We start from the raw sequence: 18,331 nt of genomic DNA, 5'->3' as shown, positions 1-18,331 counted from the left end.
AGTAGTTTTCTATCGATAATAAACTTGTATCTTTAAATGATAGAAGTACATGTGGGGGGAGAAAATGGCTAAAAAGAAAAAAGGAAAAAAAGATCCGCTGCTTTCTCAAAAAATTCAAATATGGATTATTATACTGTTAGTACCTGTTGCGATAACAGTTTATTTTTTTGTTTATTTAGCATGGAAAGAATTACAGCCAATACCAGCAATTGATGCACCAATTGCCACAGAAGAAGTGCTTCAATTGCAAACGAATTTTGATTTAGAAATACCTGTTGAGTACATACCTATTTATATGGCTGCTGGCGAAAAATTCGGTGTTCCTTGGACGTTATTAGCAGCACATCATCGTGTGGAAACACGTTTTTCAACGATGTCTACATTAGTATCACCAGTTGGGGCAGAAGGGCATATGCAATTTATGCCATGCACATTTGTCGGATGGCAGCATCCAACATGCTCAGGCCTAGGACAAGGTGAAATAAAGCAAGAGGATAAAACGAATCCTAAAATTATAAAAAAATACGGTGGCTATGGTGTTGATGCGAATAATGATGGCCTAGCAGACCCTTATGATATAGAGGATGCTGTGTACTCAGCTGCAAACTTTTTAGCAAAAGCAGGTGTGACAAAAGGTGAGTTGAAAAAAGCCATTTATCAATACAATCACAGTCAAAAATATGTTGAAGATATTTTGTTTTACTATAAGCAATACCGAGAGCATAGTGAGGAACTAGAGCGTGTAGCACTACAGCAAGTAAGCGCTAAAAAATAATTCTTTAAAAAGCACCCACCTCATTTTGTAGGAGAGGTGAGTGCTAAATGAAGAAGCTTTTGTTCGTATAAAGTGAACCTTCAATCAGTGGGGGTTTTCGCGCGTCCCCACTGATTGGTAGTTTCACCAATCGGGTTTTACAGCCTGTTAATACGGGATAAAAGCGAATGTTTTGGTTGGGAAATTTACGTAGCTTTACGCATAGATTTCATCACAAAGCTCACAATAAAAATCAATATAACAGCACCGATTAGTGCTGGGAAAACGTAAAAATTGGAAACTCTCCAGCCCCAATTACCAAGAACCATGCTGCCGACCCAAGAGCCAATAATACCAGCGATAATATTACCTATAACGCCTCCAGGGACATCTTTTCCTAAAATAACCCCAGCTAGCCAACCTAAAAGACCCCCAATAATAAGATACCAAATAAAGCTAATCATAGATGTTCATCTCCTTTGTGATCATTAAAGTTATAATAGCGCTTATTTAGTTATAACCAGATTCATCAAAATTTAAACATCCATTTTTTATCTGTTATTTAACCGTTGCACCAAGCGAGCTTTCAAAATGCTTAAGTGCCCACACATGGCCATCTGGATTAAAGCTAGCTACAGCGTCCTTGTGAACAACGATATCGAAGCCAAGGTTGTATGCATCAACAGCAGTATGTAATACGCAAATATCAGTACAAACTCCTGTTAAATGCACCTCTTGAATTTTACGCTCTCTCAATAAAATGGCTAAGTTTGTGCCAGCGAATGCACTGTAGCGCGTTTTATCGAAAGAAATGCATTTTTCTTTGTTTTCATCGTAAATCGCTTTTACAGCACCGTACAGCTTGCGACCTGCGGTTCCTTCTATATTATGTGGTGGAAATAATTTTGTTTCTGGATGGAAAGTATCACCTTCATAATGGATGTCATTGGCGAATATAACCGCATCTCCGTTTTGTAAAAAATTATCGATTAGCTCGACCATTTTTCCTTCAATTTGCTGCCCAGGCTCACCACAAGTTAATTTGCCATCAGTTGCAACAAAGTCATACGTGTAATCAATAATAAGTAATGCTTTTGTCATTATTTTTAACCTCCTTCAATACTATAGTTATTATTATGCCATGTGTAATGACAGCTGTAAATTTTCCTTTTTAAAAGTAAAATTAAGATATATTTGACAATTCGAAATATTTTGCTAATTTTATATATTTAATGTATAATATAAAAAAAGCAACGGGGTGATGAATATGGATTTACAATTAATGAAAAAGTTAGATCGCCAAGGACTGTTATTCGCGTTAGTGCACACCATAGTACTATTAAACGTTGCTGTTGATTTTGTTTACTTATCCTAAAAATGTAACAGAAAAAGTTGATGAAAAGTGCGCAATATTGTAGCTTTTCATCAACTTTTTTGAATGGTAGGATTTTTCTCCACTAAAGTCGAATCTAATTTTGTAAAGGGGGATGAATTTATTGGAGAACTTTGAAGAAATCTTTCAACATATTGAGCGCCCATTCGCTTGGTTAAATTTTAATGCGCTCGATAACAATATTGACTTTGTGAATCGTTTAGCAACAAAGCCTGTAAGAATCGCGACAAAATCCATTCGTTCTGTAGCTATGCTGAAATACATTCAAGAAAAATTAACGAATTGTACAGGCTTTATGACATTTACAGCGGCAGAAAGCGTTTATTTAATTGAGCAAGGATTGGATAATTTGTTGCTCGGTTATCCAACCTTTGAAGAGAATAAAATAAAAAAATTACTCACATACAGTAAAGAAGGAAAAAATATTACGTTTATGGTTGATGCGCTTGAGCAAATTCAGCTATTACAAAGCTGTGCAGAGCATTTGCAGACAACAGCAAAAGTATGCATCGATATTAATGTTTCAACGGATTATAAATGGATCTATTTCGGTACAAAGCGCTCACCGCTCAATTCCATTCAAAAATTAAAAAATTTAACTGACGCGATGATTGATTACCCAAATGTTCGTATTCATGCTGCCATGGGCTACGAAGCACAATTAGCAGGTGTGCCTGATTTATCCTTGGCATCATCAGCAAAAGTACGAGCTAAAGGCTTATTAGTGCGCCAGTTGAAAAAGCAATCTGTAGAGAAGGTAACATCTTTCAGACGACTTGCTGTTGCGCATGTGAAATCTGTTGCCCCTTTGGCTTTTGTTAACGGTGGCGGATCAGGAAGCATTACATACACTTGTGAGCAGCAGGAAATTACAGAAATAACAGTCGGCTCTGCATTTTTTGCTCCTGCGTTATTTGATGATTATGTAAGTTTGCAGTTGCAGCCCGCTGTCGGTTTTGCACTTCGAGTGACAAGGCAATTTGACAAGCATACGTTTGTTTGCCAAGGCGGAGGTTATATTGCGTCAGGTGCAATTGGTAAGGACCGCGCCCCTGTATTTTTAAATGAAAATTATCGACTGCTGCCATTAGAAGGTGCTGGGGAAGTCCAAACACCTTTCATTGATTCGACTGGCTCATTGCAAGTTGGTGATACAGTTTATTTAAGACACGCTAAAGCAGGAGAACTATGTGAGCGCTTTACAGTATTGCATGGCACGCGCGGCATGTCATATACGGGACCTATATTAACTTATCGAGGTGAACAACAATGTTTTCTATGAAAAATTGGCAAGAAGGTAAAAGGTGGACAAATTGGTCGAATAACATCGTTTCTTATCCATCGACATATTTTGCACCAACATCAATCGATGCAATCGGGGAAATTATTAAAAATATGAAAACGAAGCAAACATTGCGTGTTACAGGAGCAGCTCATTCCTTTAGCCCTGTTGCAATGCCTGAAGAGACAGCGCTTACATTACATAATTTGCGCGGCTTGCTGTCTGTCGATACAGAAAATTTGACTGCTACTTTTTATGCGGGGACCTATTTATATGAAATAGGTCCACTGCTTGCACAGCATAATTTAGCTTTAATTAATATGGGCGATATCCAAGCACAAACATTAGCAGGTGTTATTGCAACTGGTACGCATGGTACAGGCATTACACTTGGCTCATTTTCCTCCATGGTAACAAAATGGGGCTTTATTAACGGCTTAGGAGAATATATTGAGCATGAGCGAGCTACGGATGATTTATCAGAGGCACTCCATGTATCAGTTGGTCTGCTCGGTATTTTAGTAACCGTAACAATACAAGTAATGCCACTTTATAGCCTACATTATGTGTCAGAAAAAGTTAATTTAATGGAGGAGCTTAAAAACTTTCAGCACACAATTCAAGCACATCGACATGTAGAATGGTTTTATTTTCCCGGAAGCGATTTAATACAAGTAAAAAAGATGGATGCTGTTGAGCCAGTTGAGCAAAATAAATGGGAGCGCCGTCTGAATGAGGCAAATTTACAGCTCGTTGAAAATGGTTTATTTTACTTGATATCAGAGCTTTGTAAATGGCAGCCAAGGGCAAGCGCATCTGTCAGCAAGCTTAGCTCGAAGCTTGTTTCAGAAGGCGTGCGCACGGATTTAAGCTATCGCATGTTTCCTTCACCACGTAGCGTAAAATTCAATGAAACAGAATACGCAATACCTTTACAGCATTTTGAAGCTTGTATGGAGGAAATACATGTAACAATGAAAAGTGGAAAATTTGATGTGCATTTCCCGATAGAATGCCGTACAACAAAAGGAGAAGCTGGGATGCTCAGCCCTACACAAGGGAATGAAAGTGCATTTTTAGCGTTCCATATGTACAAAGGGATGGATGAAACCCCGTATTTTGAATGGGTTCGCACGTTAATGAAAAAGTATAATGGCAGACCGCACTGGGGCAAAGTAAATGATTACCATGCTGAAAATATACGTGACTATTATCCAAACTTTGATAAATTTGCAGCAATAAGAGAAGTACATGATCCAAACAATATTTTCGTTACAACCTATTTCCGTCGTATTTTTCAGTAAATAGTTCCGAAATTAATCAACAAGCATGTTAAATATAAAATTTTAGTATAGAAATTGTTGATGAAAAACACCTTCAGGAATTCAAAATATCTAGTAAATGTAAAAGCAATCTATAAGGAAAATAGAATTGCCTTTATTTTGTCATAATTTCGAAAAAATTATTTGAATACAATAAATCGCACTGTTATCGCAATGAAAACGCTTTCCAATTGTTTGATTTTTTTAAATTGTTAAAAAATTTAGAAAAACCCTGTTGACGTCCCCATTTTTTCGTACTATGATAGCGACAATCAATAAATCAATTACGCCTCGCTGTAATGCGGGAGCTTTAATTTAATTCAGTAAATGCCAAAACATTTACTGAATCAAAATAACCAAATGGAAAAACGTGAGGGGCGTTTGTAAAATGAGAAGTGATATGATTAAGCTAGGGGTAGACCGTGCTCCTCATCGTAGTTTGCTTTATGCTACGGGAAAAGTGAAAGCGAGAGATTTAGATAAGCCTTTTATCGGTGTTTGTAATTCCTATATTGATATTATTCCAGGGCATGTGCATTTACGTGAGTTTGCAGATGTCGTGAAGGAAGCGATTATCGAAGCAGGCGGCATTCCATTTGAATTTAATACAATTGGTGTCGATGATGGCATTGCGATGGGGCATATTGGTATGCGTTATTCGCTACCGAGCCGAGAAATTATTGCAGATGCTGCTGAAACAGTTATTAATGCTCACTGGTTTGATGGTGTTTTCTATATTCCGAACTGCGATAAGATTACACCAGGAATGCTAATGGCTGCTGTTCGCACAAATGTACCATCTGTTTTCGTTTCAGGTGGGCCGATGGAGGCAGGTACTTCATCAAACGGCAAACAACTTTCTTTAACATCTGTTTTTGAAGGAGTTGGCGCACATAAGTCTGGTAAAATGTCAGCAGAAGAGCTACTCGATATCGAAAACAATGCATGCCCAACATGTGGCTCTTGCTCAGGTATGTTTACCGCAAACTCGATGAACTGCTTAATGGAAATGCTCGGTGTAGCACTTCCAGGCAATGGAACAATCGTCGCAACAAGCGAGGAGCGTCATCGTTTAATTAAGGAAGCAGCGCACCATTTAGTGCGAATGATAAAAGAAGATATTAAGCCACGCGATATTATTACGAAGGAAGCAATTGACGATGCATTTGCACTAGATATGGCAATGGGTGGTTCCACGAATACAGTGTTACATACATTAGCTATTGCAAACGAAGCGGAAATTGACTATAACATTGAAGATATTAATAAAGTAGCAGAGCGCGTACCTTACTTAGCAAAAATCATGCCAGCGAGTGATATATCAATGGATGATATTAATAAAGCAGGTGGCGTCCAAGCGATTATTAACGAGCTTACAAAAATCCCAGGTGCAATACATCCTAATCGTCCAACGATTGCAGGTGTCACGATGGGCGAACTCGTTAAAAATGACCATATTACGAACGACCAAGTGATTCGTACAAAAGATAATCCATATTCACCTGTTGGCGGGTTATCAGTATTATTTGGCAACATTGCTCCTGAAGGCTCTGTTATTAAAGTGGGTGCTGTAGATCCTTCCATCAAAGAATTTACTGGAGAAGCAATCGTCTTTGATTCACAAGAAGAGGCACAGGCTGCAATTGATAATGGAACAGTTAAAGAAGGGCATGTCGTAGTCATTCGATACGAAGGGCCAAAAGGTGGTCCGGGAATGCCTGAAATGCTAGCACCAACCTCTGCAATTCAAGGCAGAGGCTTAGGAACAAAAGTCGCGCTTATTACAGATGGACGTTTCTCAGGTGCATCACGTGGTATTTCAATCGGGCATATTTCACCAGAGGCTGCTGAAGGTGGTCCAATTGCTTTAGTAGAGAACGGCGATATAATCGTCATTGATTTACCAAACAGAACAATTAATTTACAGGTGTCGGACGAAGTGTTAGCGGAGCGCCGACAAAAATTACAACCATTTGAACCAAAAATTAAGCGCGGCTGGTTAGCACGTTACTCAGCATTAGTAACAAATGCTTCCCAAGGCGGCGTGATGAAAATATAACAAATCGTTGATGAGGTTAAAGGAATTAGAGACTTGTATCTACCAGAGAGCCGGTGTTGCTGGAAGCCGGCGGTACAACTAATTCCGACATCCCCTCGGAGTGAGCTATTAAACGCAATTTGCCATTAGATAGTTCCGGGCATAATCAAAGTGCTCGTTATTAATGAATAGTGTCCTGTCGTTTAGTTGCACACAATTTTTGTGGAATGACAGGAAGTAACACTATTCTTGAGGTAGCATGATTTCGTCATGCTATAAACAAGGGTGGTACCATGGAAAGTCTTTTTCATCCCTACGCAAGAGGTGTTCTTTTGCGTGCGGAGAAAAAAGACTTTTTTTATTTTAAAAATAGGAGGCGTTTATTATGACTGCAAATGTTTCGGTAAACGATATCGGGCTACAGGAAACACAAGTTGAACAAATAAAAAAACCAAAAGATGGTGCGGATATTTTAATTCAAGCTTTACACGATCAAGGCGTTGAAATTGTCTTCGGCTATCCAGGTGGTGCGGTATTACAAATTTATGATGCGATGTACCGCAACCCACTTCGTCATATTTTAACGCGTCATGAGCAAGGCGCAATTCACGCAGCAGAAGGCTATGCACGTGTAACAAATAAAACGGGTGTTGTGATTGCAACAAGCGGACCTGGTGCAACAAACTTAGTAACGGGTATTGCGGATGCGATGATTGATTCTTTGCCACTTGTTATTTTCACAGGGCAGGTTGCGACATCTGTCATTGGTACAGATGCCTTCCAAGAAGCAGATATTATGGGAATTACAACACCTATTACAAAGCATAACTATCAGGTGCAGGATATTCGTGATATTCCGCGCATCGTCAAAGAGGCATTCCATATTGCCAATACGGGACGTAAAGGACCAGTCGTTATCGACTTCCCAAAAAACGTGTCACAGGCGATTTTTACAGAAGGTGATATGCCAGAAGCACCAGAAGAAATTTATTTACCTGGTTATCAGCCAACATATAAACCGAACTACTTACAAATTCAAAAGGCAATGCAAGCTATTTCAAAGGCTAAAAAGCCGCTTGTCTTAGCAGGGGCTGGAGTACTTTTTGCAGATGCACGCGAAGAATTAACTGAATTTATAGAAAAGTACGAATTGCCAGTGGTTAATACACTACTAGGTTTAGGCGGTATTCACGGTCAACATGAGCTGTTTTATGGGATGGCAGGGATGCATGGAACATTTACAGCGAATGATGCTATTACAAATGCTGATTTACTTATAAATATTGGCGCTCGCTTCGATGACCGCCTAACAGGAAATTTAGCAACATTTGCGCCGAATGCGACAATTGTCCATATCGATATTGATCCGGCTGAAATTGGCAAAAATGTACCGACAGATATTCCGATTGTAGCGGATGCGAAGGAAGCATTAAAAGCGCTATTGAAAAAAGATTTTGATGCACCAGACGTGACAGAGTGGCTTGCTTATTTAAACAACAACAGAACAGAGTATCCATTATGGTATGAAGAAGCTGGTGAGGAAGTATTGCCACAGCAAGCGATAGAAATGATTCATCGCATTACAGGTGGCGATGCGATTGTTACGACAGATGTTGGTCAACATCAAATGTGGGCAGCGCAATATTATGCATTAAATAATGGTCATAACTGGGTAACATCTGGTGGACTTGGTACGATGGGCTTCGGCTTCCCAGCAGCAATTGGCGCACAATTTGCTAGGCCTGAGAAAAAAGTAATCTCTATTTGTGGTGATGCAGGATTCCAAATGACAGCACAGGAGCTTGCCTTATTAAAAGAATTCGATTTGCCTGTGAAAATAGTTATTTTAAACAATAGCTGCTTAGGCATGGTACGCCAATGGCAGCAAACATTTTACGAAGAGCGTTATTCATCGTCATTAATGCCTGTTCAACCAGACTTCGTAAAATTAGCGGATGCATATGGCATTAAAGGCTATCGCATTGACACACTAGACGAAGCAGAGCGTATTTTTACAGAGGCAATTAATTCAGATGAACCAGCATTAATCGATTGTCGCGTCAAGCAAATCGAAAATGTTTATCCAATGGTAGCACCTGGTAAAGGGCTACATGAAATGATTGGGGTGAAAAAAGGATGAGACGTGTTATTACAGTAACAGTGCTTAATCAAAGTGGCGTGTTAAACCGCGTAACGGGGCTTTTGATGAAACGTCAATTCAATATCGAGTCCATTACAGTCGGTCATACAGAGCAGCCGAATTCTTCAAAAATGACGTTTGTTGTAAACGTTGAGGATGAGAATAAAATCGAGCAGCTTATCAAGCAATTGTCGAAACAAATTGATGTTTTAAAGGTGAATGACATAACGGATAAATCGATTGTCATTCGTGAGCTTGCATTAGTAAAGGTGATTTCGCCACCGAACTTGCGATTAGAAATGAACTCGATTATCGAGCCATTCCGCCCACAAATAATTGATACAGCGAAAAATGTTGTGACGTATCAAGTTGTTGGGCATCCAGAAAAAATTGATGCCTTTATCGAATTAATTCGTCCATATGGCATTAAGGAATTAACACGTACAGGTGCAACCGCTGCCGTACGTGAAATTCAAAAAGCTGATGTACCGCAGCTCTCTATTTTGAAATAACAAAATAGTTTGCATATATAATATTCATTTAAAATTTAGGGGGAACTTCCAATGTCAAAAATGTACTATGAACAAAATATCAATGATGCAGTATTAAAAGGTAAAAAAATCGCGATTATCGGTTATGGCTCACAAGGTCATGCGCACGCGTTAAACTTAAAAGAATCTGGCTTTGATGTAGTTGTGGGCGTACGTCCAGGTAAATCATTCGATCAAGCAAAAGAAGATGGCGTAGCCGTAATGTCCGTTGCAGAAGCAGCAGAAGCAGCAGATATTATCCAAATCTTATTACCAGATGAGCGTCAAAAGTCTGTTTATGAAGGGGAAATCGCACCTCACTTAACTGCTGGTAAAGCGTTAATGTTTGCACACGGCTTTAACATTCATTTCGGTCAAATTACACCACCTGCTGATGTAGACGTATTTTTAGTAGCACCAAAAGGCCCAGGTCATTTAGTGCGTCGTCAATATACAGAAGGTGCTGGTGTACCAGGCTTATTCGCTATCCACCAAGATGCTACTGGTCAAGCGAAGGATTTAGCACTTGCTTATGGTAAAGGCATCGGCTCTGCGCGCGGTGGTTTACTAGAAACAACATTCGCTGAGGAAACAGTTACGGACTTATTCGGTGAGCAAGCAGTGCTTTGCGGTGGTGCAACGGCATTAGTGCAAGCAGGCTTTGAAACATTAGTTGAAGCAGGCTACCAACCTGAATTAGCTTATTTCGAAACATTACATGAACTAAAGCTAATCGTTGACTTAATGTTTGAAGGTGGAATGGAAACAATGCGCTATTCTGTTTCAGACACTGCGGAGTGGGGCGATTATGTAACAGGTCCACGTATCATTACGGATGAAGTAAAAGCGAATATGAAAGACGTATTAAAAGACATTCAAGACGGTACATTCGCAAAAGATTGGATTAAAGAGAACGAAACAGGTCGTCCTCGCTATACAAAATATAAAGAAGCAGGCGCGAATCATCAAATTGAAGAAGTTGGCCGCAAGCTACGTGCGATGATGCCATTTATTCAAGCAGGTAAAGAGAAGGTAGTGGTGAAATAGTAGTGCGAAAAATTGATATTTTTGATACAACGCTGCGCGACGGGGAGCAATCAGCAGGTATTAATTTAAATACAGCAGAAAAAATCGAAATCGCTAAACAGCTAGAACGTTTAGGTGTCACAATTATTGAAGCAGGTTTTCCTGCTTCATCCCCAGGTGACTTTGACGCAGTAAATCGTATTGCAAGCACGGTGAAAAATTCAATTGTTACAGGCTTAGCTCGCTGCGTTCAAAAGGATATTGATGCTACATGGGAAGCGATTAAAGTAGCCGAGCAGCCGCATATTCATGTATTTTTAGCAACTTCGCCAATTCATATGGAATACAAGCTAAAAAAATCGCCTGAGCAAGTTGTGGAGCAGGCAGTTGCGGCAGTGAAATATGCAAAGAAATTTTTCCCACTTGTGCAATGGTCAGCAGAGGATGGCTTCCGCTCGAATCGCGACTTCCTTGTGAAAATTATTAGCGAAGTTGTGGCAGCAGGTGCAACAACAATTAATGTGCCAGATACAGTCGGCTATGCATCACCACAAGAATACGGTGAACTATTCAAGTTTTTACGTGAAAATGTTCATGGAGCAGACAATGTGAAATTTTCAGCACACTGCCATGATGATTTAGGTATGGCAACAGCAAATTCGATTGCGGCCATTCAAAACGGCGCAGATCAGGTGGAATGTACGATAAATGGGATTGGCGAACGTGCTGGTAATGCTTCCTTAGAAGAGATTGGGGTAGCATTACATATTCGCAAAGATATTTATCCATTTGAAACGGGCTTGAATTTAAAGGAAATTAAGCGTACATCTCAAATGGTAAGCCGTTTAACAGGTGTTGTTATTCAACCGAATAAAGCAATCGTTGGCCGCAATGCCTTCGCACATGAATCAGGTATTCACCAAGACGGCGTGCTGAAAAATCCTGAAACATATGAAATTATTTCCCCGGCATTAATTGGTGAGGATGATGTGCCGTTAGTATTAGGAAAGCATTCAGGACGTGCGGCATTCCGCGACCGCGCAGTGAAAATGGGCTACGATCTATCAGACGAAAAGCTAAACAAAGCATTTACTGAGTTTAAAAAATTGGCTGACCGCAAAAAAGAGATTACAGAAGAAGATTTAGTTACTTTATTAACAGAGCAACAAGTTTTAGTGGAGGATGTTCCATTATATGAGCTGAAAAGTGTACAAGTGCAATATGGAACAGAAAATATTCCAACAGCAACTGTTTCTGTCACGACACCAAATGGTGAAATACAAACATCAGCCGCAACAGGCTCAGGCTCAGTGGAAGCGATTTTCAACACATTAGAGCAAGTAGTCGGTGGTACAGTAAATATTTTAGATTATCGTGTGACATCTGTTGGCAAAGGGCGCGATGCTTTAGGTGAAGCAGTTATTAATTTACGCTACAACGGCTACACAACAACTGGTCGTGACGCGGCACAGGATGTTTTAGAGGCATCTGCTAAAGCATATTTAAATGCAATTAATCGCCAATTAATTCAGCAAAGCATTCGCGTACACCAACCAACCGTATAACAAATAGTATGTTTCATCAAAGAATAACGCGACGATATACGCGAGAAGGATAGGTGTTTTTTATGGAAAAGAAAATTACGGTATTACCTGGAGACGGTATTGGACCTGAAGTAATTGCTTCAGCAGTTCGAGTATTACAAGTGATTGGCAAACGCTTCAATCATACATTTCATTTAGGCTATGCTTCGATTGGTGGTGCAGCAATCGATCAATTTAATAACCCACTTCCAAATGAAACGATTCAAATGTGTGAAGAGAGTGACGCTATTTTATTAGGTGCAGTAGGTGGTCCGAAATGGGATAATAACCCATCACATTTACGACCAGAAAAAGGCTTGCTACAAATTCGTAAACACTTTGACTTATTCGCGAACCTCCGTCCAGTGAAGGCGTTCCCAAGTTTACTTGCTTCTTCTCCATTAAAGCGCGAGGTTGCGGAAAACGTTGATTTAATGATTGTACGTGAGTTAACTGGTGGTCTTTATTTCGGCGAACCGCGCATAAAAACAGACACAGCTGCTGTTGATACATGTGTATATTCTCGCGCGGAAATTGAACGTATCGTTGATAATGCGTTTGAGCTTGCGAGATTACGTCGAGGTAAGCTTTGCTCTGTAGATAAAGCGAATGTATTAGATACATCACGTTTATGGCGTGAAATTGTAGAAGAGAAGAAGAAAAGCTATCCAGATGTGCAAGTAGAGCATAACTTAGTGGATTCAGTAGCGATGAAGCTGATTACGAATCCTGGTCATTATGATGTGGTTGTAACTGAAAATATGTTTGGGGATATTTTAAGCGATGAAGCATCTGTTATTACAGGCTCTTTAGGTGTACTACCATCCGCTTCAATTCGCGGCGATAATTTCGGTTTATATGAGCCTGTCCACGGCTCTGCACCAGAAATCGCAGGTCAAGGTATCGCCAACCCGGCTGCAACGATTTTATCCGTTGCAATGATGCTGCAATATTCATTTGGTTTAAAAGAAGAGGCGGCAGAAATCGAGCGCGCAGTAAGTGCGGTATTTGATGATGGCTACTTCACAGCAGACTTAGCACAAGATGGTACACGCGTTTTATCTACAGATGAATGGACAGACAAAGTAATTAATGAAATTGATACGAGCTTCGTTTCAGATAGCATTATGATTTCGTATATTTAAGGATTGGTGAGTACAATGGCAAAAAATATTATTGAAAAAATTTGGGAATCACATATTGTACATCGTGAAGAAGGTAAGCCAGACTTACTTTATATCGATTTACATTTAATTCATGAAGTAACTAGCCCACAAGCATTTGAAGGCTTACGTTTAAATAATCGTCAAGTGCGTCGAACAGATTTATGCTTTGCAACGATGGATCATAATGTTCCAACGAAAAATTTACCGACAATTAATGACCCTATCGCGAAAAAACAAATTACCACTTTAGCGGATAATGCCAAGGAATTTGGTGTACAGCTTGCGGATATGGGACATCCAGATCAAGGGATTGTCCACGTGATTGGACCAGAGCTAGGCTTAACACAGCCAGGAAAAACAATTGTTTGTGGTGACTCACATACATCTACACACGGTGCCTTTGGTGCAATCGCATTTGGTATTGGTACATCGGAAGTAGAGCATGTGCTTTCTACTCAAACGCTATGGCAAACGAAGCCACCAACAATGGAAATTCGCGTAAATGGCAAGCTAGGTGTAGGTGTAACGGCGAAGGATATTATTTTAGCGATTATTGCAAAATGGGGTATCGGTGTAGGCACAGGACATATCGTGGAATACACAGGTGAAGCAATTCGCGCATTATCAATGGAAGAGCGTATGACCATTTGTAATATGTCGATTGAGGCTGGTGCTAAAGCAGGCTTAATTTCACCAGATGAAAAGACGGTTGAGTTTTTACGTGGTCGCCGTTTTGCCCCACAAAAGCAATTTGAGGAGGCAGCAGCATACTGGCTAAGCCTTGCATCAGACGAGGGCAGTACATACGATGTTGTCCTTGAAATTGATGCACATGAAATTGAGCCTGTTGTTACATGGGGAACGAATCCAGCGATGGGTACAGGTGTATCAAAAGCTGTACCAACGACTGCTGATTATGTCAGCGAATCCGATAAACAAGCATTGAAAAATGCACTTGCTTACATGGGCTTAGAGGAAGGGCAGCCGATTACATCAATCGAAATCCAGCACGTCTTTATCGGCTCTTGTACGAACTCTCGTCTATCAGACTTACGTGCAGCCGCAAGCGTTGTAAAAGGCAATAAGCTTCATCCAAATGTGAAAGGCATTGTCGTACCAGGCTCACATTCAACGAAAAAAGAAGCGGAAGCAGAAGGTTTAGATAAAATCTTTACAGCAGCGGGCTTTGAATGGCGTGAATCAGGCTGCTCTGCATGCTTAGGCATGAACGAGGATATTATTCCATTTGGCGAGCGTTGTGCCTCTACATCAAACCGCAACTTTGAAGGACGTCAAGGAGCTGGCGCACGCACGCATTTAGTAAGCCCTGCAATGGCAGCAGCAGCAGGCATTTATGGACATTTCGTCGATGTGCGACAACTAGAGAAGCAAGAAGCGTAGGGGAGAGAGAACGATGGAACCAATTAATATTGTGAAAAGCGTATATGCACCGCTTGATCGAAAAAACGTAGATACAGACCAAATTATTTCAAAGGAATTTTTAAAACGCATTGAGCGCACAGGCTTTGGCCAATTTTTATTTTACCATTGGCGCTTTGATAAAGAAGGTAATGAAGTGGCAGATTTCGTTTTAAATAAGCCGCAATATAAAGACGCAGAAATTTTAATTGCACAGGACAATTTCGGCTGTGGCTCCTCACGCGAGCACGCACCTTGGGCAATTTTAGACTACGGCTTCCGCGTAGTCATTGCACCGAGCTTTGCAGATATTTTCCATAACAACTGCTTTAAAAATGGTATTTTACCGATTAAATTGACAGAGGCAGAATGTGATGAGCTGTTAGAACAAGGCTTACAAGAAGCACAAGCAATTGAAGTAAATTTAGAGGCACAAACAGTAACAACACCTTCTAAAGTATACAGCTTCAATATCGACCCGTATTACAAGGAAATGCTGTTAAACGGCTGGGATGAAATTGCCTTAACGTTTAAATATGAAGATGCGATTGCAGCCTATGAGGCGAAGCGCGTGGTGTTTGAATAAAGTGAACCTTCAATCAGTGGGGGGGTTCACGGATTGGTAGTTTCACCAACCTTAGTTTTTACAGGCTGTTTGATCCCTCACTTAAACATCTCGATTTTATCTGTTGTTTTGAAGCGGGGGTCTGGTGCTCCTGCGGTTACTCGTCGCAAAAAACATCTGCTCCTGCGGTTACTCGTCGCAAAAGTACAGCCTGTTAATACGGAATAAAGATTAATAAAAAACAACCTTTTAGAGTGGTATCCTCTCAAAAGGTTGTTTTTAATTTGCTAATATAAACTTACGTTACATGCTAGTTACTATTAATACTGAATACATTTAAATTACTGTTAATCCACTTACGCTAGTGTTTCTGCATAAGCAATACTACGTTCCACAAACTCCAATACTTCTTCTGAAATTGGATAGAATCCAGTTTCTTCGGCGGGTAGTTTCCTAACTTCCCAAAATTGCTCCATCAATTCTGTATCCCCTTGAAAAGTATCATTAGATAGCTCCATTAACGCAGAAGCAATTTGAAGGCCTTCGTCTGATTCAGCCTTAATATTATGTTTAATGCACCATTCAATTCGTTGTATCAATAAAATATATTGATGGGTTGTCTTATCATTGTTACTGATGCTAGGGATTGCCCCTTGTAAAAAGGATTTTTCATCCTCTTGGAAATAGTCAATCCATTTTTTAGGGGGATTTTGTGAATTTTGAACAAGCTTAACGACATGCTCCCAAGATAGAGAATCTTCCAAATCCATCATATTAATTAATGAAGTTGTATTGGAGATGCTTGATTGTAGTTTGGAGAGCTGTTCTTGTAAGTAATTATGGTGCGAAACTAAAATTTGCTTATAGGATAATTTGTCTAATAAATCGCGTATATTTTCCAGTGGAAGTGACAGTGATTTTAGAAGGAGGATTTTCTCTAATTTAAACAAATCATCTTCTGAATAGTAGCGTCGTCCATTGGCATCCTTAAAACTTGGTGTAAGGAGATTAATTTGATCATAATAACGAAGTGTGCGAATGGAAATATCCCTCTGTTTGCAGACCTCACCTGTCGTCCATTGTTTCATTTCATTTCCTCCAAAAAAAAGATTGCAGGTGACGTAACGTCATCTAATATACTCTGATTATACCAGAAATAAGGAGAGAAATAGTAAATGGAAATAAAACAAATGAACTGGAAAGAGCAAGACTTTTGGAGTTGGAAAGAATTCATATTATTAATGTTACTTGAATTTGTATTTGTAATAGGATGTATTAAATTTTTTGTTAAACCAATTTATTTAAGGTGGCTTGACAATGATTTATACGCTGGAACGTTAACGGGGCTAACAATAGCGATAATTTTACTTTTAGGTGTCTATTTTATTGCTCTATATCCAAAAAAACTATCTTGGAGTGAGGTAGGGGTAAAACCATTTGCTGTGAAGGAATGGAAAATCATTATTCTATTTTCTATAATCTTAATGGTTGGTGCAGTGATAATTGTAGTGCTTACTAGCTTTTTAGGGAACTCGTGGGAAAATAGCAAAACAGAGGCCATACAACAAAATGTAACTTTCTTTACGGTTCTAATCGCCTTTATCTCCGCAGCAGTTATCTCACCAATATATGAAGAAATTTTTTATCGCGGTTTTTTATACCGCTGGTTACGTACACGCACAGGATTTACTGGCGCTATTCTAATAAGCTCACTAATATTTACGATTGTCCATATTCCAGCATATAATGCAATGCCAGTAAATTTCTTCAGCGGCATCATTTTCGCTTTAGCCTATGAACGAACAGGTTCGATATGGCCATCCGTTATTATTCATGGTTTAACGAATGGAATTATGGTTTTGTTGACAATTTCGGGATGAAATTGATGATAGGATAAGCTGAAATGTGGAATTTTAAGTGAAAACAGCAAATAGCCGTGAAATTTTATTGTGGCAAATGCTGTTTATGATTTAGCTGCTATTATCCAGTACGAGGTTATTATAAACGGATTAAATAAAATAAAGGAGCTGTAAGTAAATTTACTTTACAGCTCCATATTATCTTGATTTAATCAATTTCATAACGTATGCTTACTTACAATCAATTTGAATTGATATTAGTGGAATATAAAGTTATATAATTTAATTCAACTTCACTTAAAATTTTTTATGTAATCCTCTGGTTTTCCTTTTTCAAACTTAGCTAATATTTTCATATCAATGAATTTATATAGCATCTTTATTGGAATACATATTCATATGAACAGAAGATTGGTACCTCCTTTGAATGATACGTTGTATCTGGCGTTTTATATGCATTGTTTGATTACAAATTCACATAAAAAAGCCTTTATAATGGTTTGTGATAGGAAATTATCCCAATCCATTATAAAGGACAAATCGTATGGATAAATATACATGGAAACCAACAAACATTTAGTTACGAAAAATCAAAGGAGATAGGGCCTCATGCAGTTTTTTAGTCTCTGTTGCATGCGTCAAAGTTTATATTACAAGCGTAACAAGCATCTACATCATTTGCGGGAAAATACATGAATAAATAAAATTATTACACCTACTACACCAACGAGTAATGCCATAAAACTGTAATCTAAATACTTGAATAAGATATAAAGCAATCCAGCTATACCTAATAAAATTGCGGTTTTTAATTCCTTTGGTTCTTTATTTCCGTTGCGATATGCAATTACAAATAGTGTTAAAGAAGCGAGCAACAACCCTAGGTTATTTATTTCCAAGAAGTTCACCTCACTTTTCGAGTAATACGCATTTGTTCTCTATTTTGAGCAGATGCCTTGCCTATATCCAATGTCTTCCATATCAAAAAAATCTAAGTATTGCTATGCTAATATAAAAACTTTTTTCATATTTAAATCACCTTAGTTATTTTTTGTTAAACATTAGGAAATATAAGACTGAAAATGCAGTCGTAATTTATGAAATACTAACGAAAAATATTAATAATTAAAATTATCAAACCTGCTAGACCAACGAGTAATACCATAAAGCTATAATCTAAAGACATGAGTGAGATATAGAGCAACCCAATTACACCTAGTATAATTGGGTTTTTTAAGCTCTTTTTTTCTTTAT

The 18,331-nt window shown here is 38.9% G+C and carries 16 protein-coding genes; 12 read left to right on the top strand and 4 right to left on the bottom strand.

Going from position 1 to position 18,331, the window contains the following annotated elements:
- Positions 1-64: 64 nt before the first annotated feature.
- A complete protein-coding gene (locus tag TY13_RS06010; RefSeq protein ID WP_042473112.1) occupies positions 65-775 on the top strand; it encodes a lytic transglycosylase domain-containing protein in 711 nt (236 codons plus the stop codon).
- Between the two features lie 185 nt (positions 776-960).
- On the opposite strand, the gene TY13_RS06005 is transcribed toward TY13_RS06010, so the two are convergent.
- A complete protein-coding gene (locus tag TY13_RS06005; RefSeq protein WP_042473109.1) occupies positions 961-1,218 on the bottom strand; it encodes a GlsB/YeaQ/YmgE family stress response membrane protein in 258 nt (85 codons plus the stop codon).
- A gap of 94 nt (positions 1,219-1,312) precedes the next feature.
- Positions 1,313-1,855: a cysteine hydrolase family protein gene (locus TY13_RS06000; RefSeq protein ID WP_042473107.1), complete on the bottom strand. Its 543-nt coding sequence runs from the start codon at positions 1,853-1,855 to the stop codon at positions 1,313-1,315.
- Positions 1,856-2,241: 386 nt separating this feature from the next.
- Between TY13_RS06000 and TY13_RS05995 the strand changes: the two genes are divergently transcribed.
- The 10 genes from TY13_RS05995 to leuD all read left to right on the top strand — a co-directional run bounded on the left by TY13_RS05995 (position 2,242) and on the right by leuD (position 15,239).
- Positions 2,242-3,429, top strand: coding sequence for an alanine racemase (locus tag TY13_RS05995; RefSeq protein ID WP_042473105.1), 1,188 nt, complete (start codon positions 2,242-2,244; stop codon positions 3,427-3,429).
- Positions 3,417-4,733, top strand: coding sequence for a D-arabinono-1,4-lactone oxidase (locus TY13_RS05990; protein ID WP_042473103.1), 1,317 nt, complete (start codon positions 3,417-3,419; stop codon positions 4,731-4,733). The genes TY13_RS05995 and TY13_RS05990 overlap by 13 nt, the downstream gene beginning before the upstream one ends.
- 406 nt (positions 4,734-5,139) lie before the next feature.
- Positions 5,140-6,810, top strand: coding sequence for a dihydroxy-acid dehydratase (gene ilvD / locus TY13_RS05985; RefSeq protein WP_042473100.1), 1,671 nt, complete (start codon positions 5,140-5,142; stop codon positions 6,808-6,810).
- 364 nt (positions 6,811-7,174) lie between these two features.
- Positions 7,175-8,929, top strand: a complete 1,755-nt coding sequence (ilvB, locus tag TY13_RS05980; protein ID WP_042473097.1) for a biosynthetic-type acetolactate synthase large subunit — start codon at positions 7,175-7,177, stop codon at positions 8,927-8,929.
- Positions 8,926-9,441 carry an acetolactate synthase small subunit gene (ilvN, locus tag TY13_RS05975; RefSeq protein ID WP_042473094.1) on the top strand — a complete coding sequence of 172 codons (516 nt, stop codon included), beginning with the start codon at positions 8,926-8,928 and terminating at the stop codon, positions 9,439-9,441. The genes ilvB and ilvN overlap by 4 nt, the downstream gene beginning before the upstream one ends.
- 51 nt (positions 9,442-9,492) lie before the next feature.
- Positions 9,493-10,506: a ketol-acid reductoisomerase gene (gene ilvC, locus TY13_RS05970; protein WP_042473092.1), complete on the top strand. Its 1,014-nt coding sequence runs from the start codon at positions 9,493-9,495 to the stop codon at positions 10,504-10,506.
- A gap of 2 nt (positions 10,507-10,508) precedes the next feature.
- Entirely contained in the window at positions 10,509-12,050 is a 1,542-nt protein-coding gene (locus TY13_RS05965; protein WP_042473089.1) for a 2-isopropylmalate synthase, read from the top strand.
- Positions 12,051-12,112: 62 nt separating this feature from the next.
- Positions 12,113-13,213 (top strand): 3-isopropylmalate dehydrogenase, encoded by a 1,101-nt coding sequence (leuB, locus tag TY13_RS05960; RefSeq protein ID WP_042473086.1) that lies wholly within the window; start codon positions 12,113-12,115, stop codon positions 13,211-13,213.
- A gap of 15 nt (positions 13,214-13,228) precedes the next feature.
- The gene (leuC, locus tag TY13_RS05955) at positions 13,229-14,635 is read left to right on the top strand and encodes a 3-isopropylmalate dehydratase large subunit (protein ID WP_042473083.1); all 1,407 of its coding nucleotides are present in this window, start codon (positions 13,229-13,231) and stop codon (positions 14,633-14,635) included.
- Between the two features lie 13 nt (positions 14,636-14,648).
- Positions 14,649-15,239: a 3-isopropylmalate dehydratase small subunit gene (gene leuD, locus TY13_RS05950; RefSeq protein ID WP_042473081.1), complete on the top strand. Its 591-nt coding sequence runs from the start codon at positions 14,649-14,651 to the stop codon at positions 15,237-15,239.
- A gap of 335 nt (positions 15,240-15,574) precedes the next feature.
- On the opposite strand, the gene TY13_RS05945 is transcribed toward leuD, so the two are convergent.
- Entirely contained in the window at positions 15,575-16,306 is a 732-nt protein-coding gene (locus TY13_RS05945) for a MerR family transcriptional regulator (protein ID WP_042473078.1), read from the bottom strand.
- 87 nt (positions 16,307-16,393) lie between these two features.
- Between TY13_RS05945 and TY13_RS05940 the strand changes: the two genes are divergently transcribed.
- Positions 16,394-17,098, top strand: coding sequence for a CPBP family intramembrane glutamic endopeptidase (locus TY13_RS05940; protein ID WP_042473075.1), 705 nt, complete (start codon positions 16,394-16,396; stop codon positions 17,096-17,098).
- 653 nt (positions 17,099-17,751) lie between these two features.
- Here the strand turns inward: TY13_RS05940 and TY13_RS05935 are convergent.
- Complete coding sequence (locus TY13_RS05935) at positions 17,752-17,976, bottom strand: hypothetical protein (RefSeq protein WP_042473072.1); 225 nt, start codon at positions 17,974-17,976, stop codon at positions 17,752-17,754.
- Positions 17,977-18,331 lie beyond the last annotated feature (355 nt).

Origin of the sequence: Bacillus ndiopicus, from assembly GCF_000612805.1 — a bacterium.
In the GTDB taxonomy this organism is placed as follows: Bacteria; Bacillota; Bacilli; order Bacillales_A; family Planococcaceae; genus Metasolibacillus; species Metasolibacillus ndiopicus.
This window is presented reverse-complemented; position numbering and strand designations above follow the sequence as displayed.

Coding starts and splice junctions, on each gene's coding strand:
- leuD (WP_042473081.1), top strand. CDS start 14,649: ATGGAACCAATTAATATTGTGAAAAGCGTATATGCACCGCTTGATCGA.
- TY13_RS05990 (WP_042473103.1), top strand. CDS start 3,417: ATGTTTTCTATGAAAAATTGGCAAGAAGGTAAAAGGTGGACAAATTGG.
- TY13_RS06010 (WP_042473112.1), top strand. CDS start 65: ATGGCTAAAAAGAAAAAAGGAAAAAAAGATCCGCTGCTTTCTCAAAAA.
- TY13_RS05945 (WP_042473078.1), bottom strand. CDS start 16,306: ATGAAACAATGGACGACAGGTGAGGTCTGCAAACAGAGGGATATTTCC.
- ilvN (WP_042473094.1), top strand. CDS start 8,926: ATGAGACGTGTTATTACAGTAACAGTGCTTAATCAAAGTGGCGTGTTA.
- leuB (WP_042473086.1), top strand. CDS start 12,113: ATGGAAAAGAAAATTACGGTATTACCTGGAGACGGTATTGGACCTGAA.
- TY13_RS05995 (WP_042473105.1), top strand. CDS start 2,242: ATGAATTTATTGGAGAACTTTGAAGAAATCTTTCAACATATTGAGCGC.
- ilvB (WP_042473097.1), top strand. CDS start 7,175: ATGACTGCAAATGTTTCGGTAAACGATATCGGGCTACAGGAAACACAA.
- TY13_RS06005 (WP_042473109.1), bottom strand. CDS start 1,218: ATGATTAGCTTTATTTGGTATCTTATTATTGGGGGTCTTTTAGGTTGG.
- TY13_RS05940 (WP_042473075.1), top strand. CDS start 16,394: ATGGAAATAAAACAAATGAACTGGAAAGAGCAAGACTTTTGGAGTTGG.
- ilvC (WP_042473092.1), top strand. CDS start 9,493: ATGTCAAAAATGTACTATGAACAAAATATCAATGATGCAGTATTAAAA.
- leuC (WP_042473083.1), top strand. CDS start 13,229: ATGGCAAAAAATATTATTGAAAAAATTTGGGAATCACATATTGTACAT.
- ilvD (WP_042473100.1), top strand. CDS start 5,140: ATGAGAAGTGATATGATTAAGCTAGGGGTAGACCGTGCTCCTCATCGT.
- TY13_RS06000 (WP_042473107.1), bottom strand. CDS start 1,855: ATGACAAAAGCATTACTTATTATTGATTACACGTATGACTTTGTTGCA.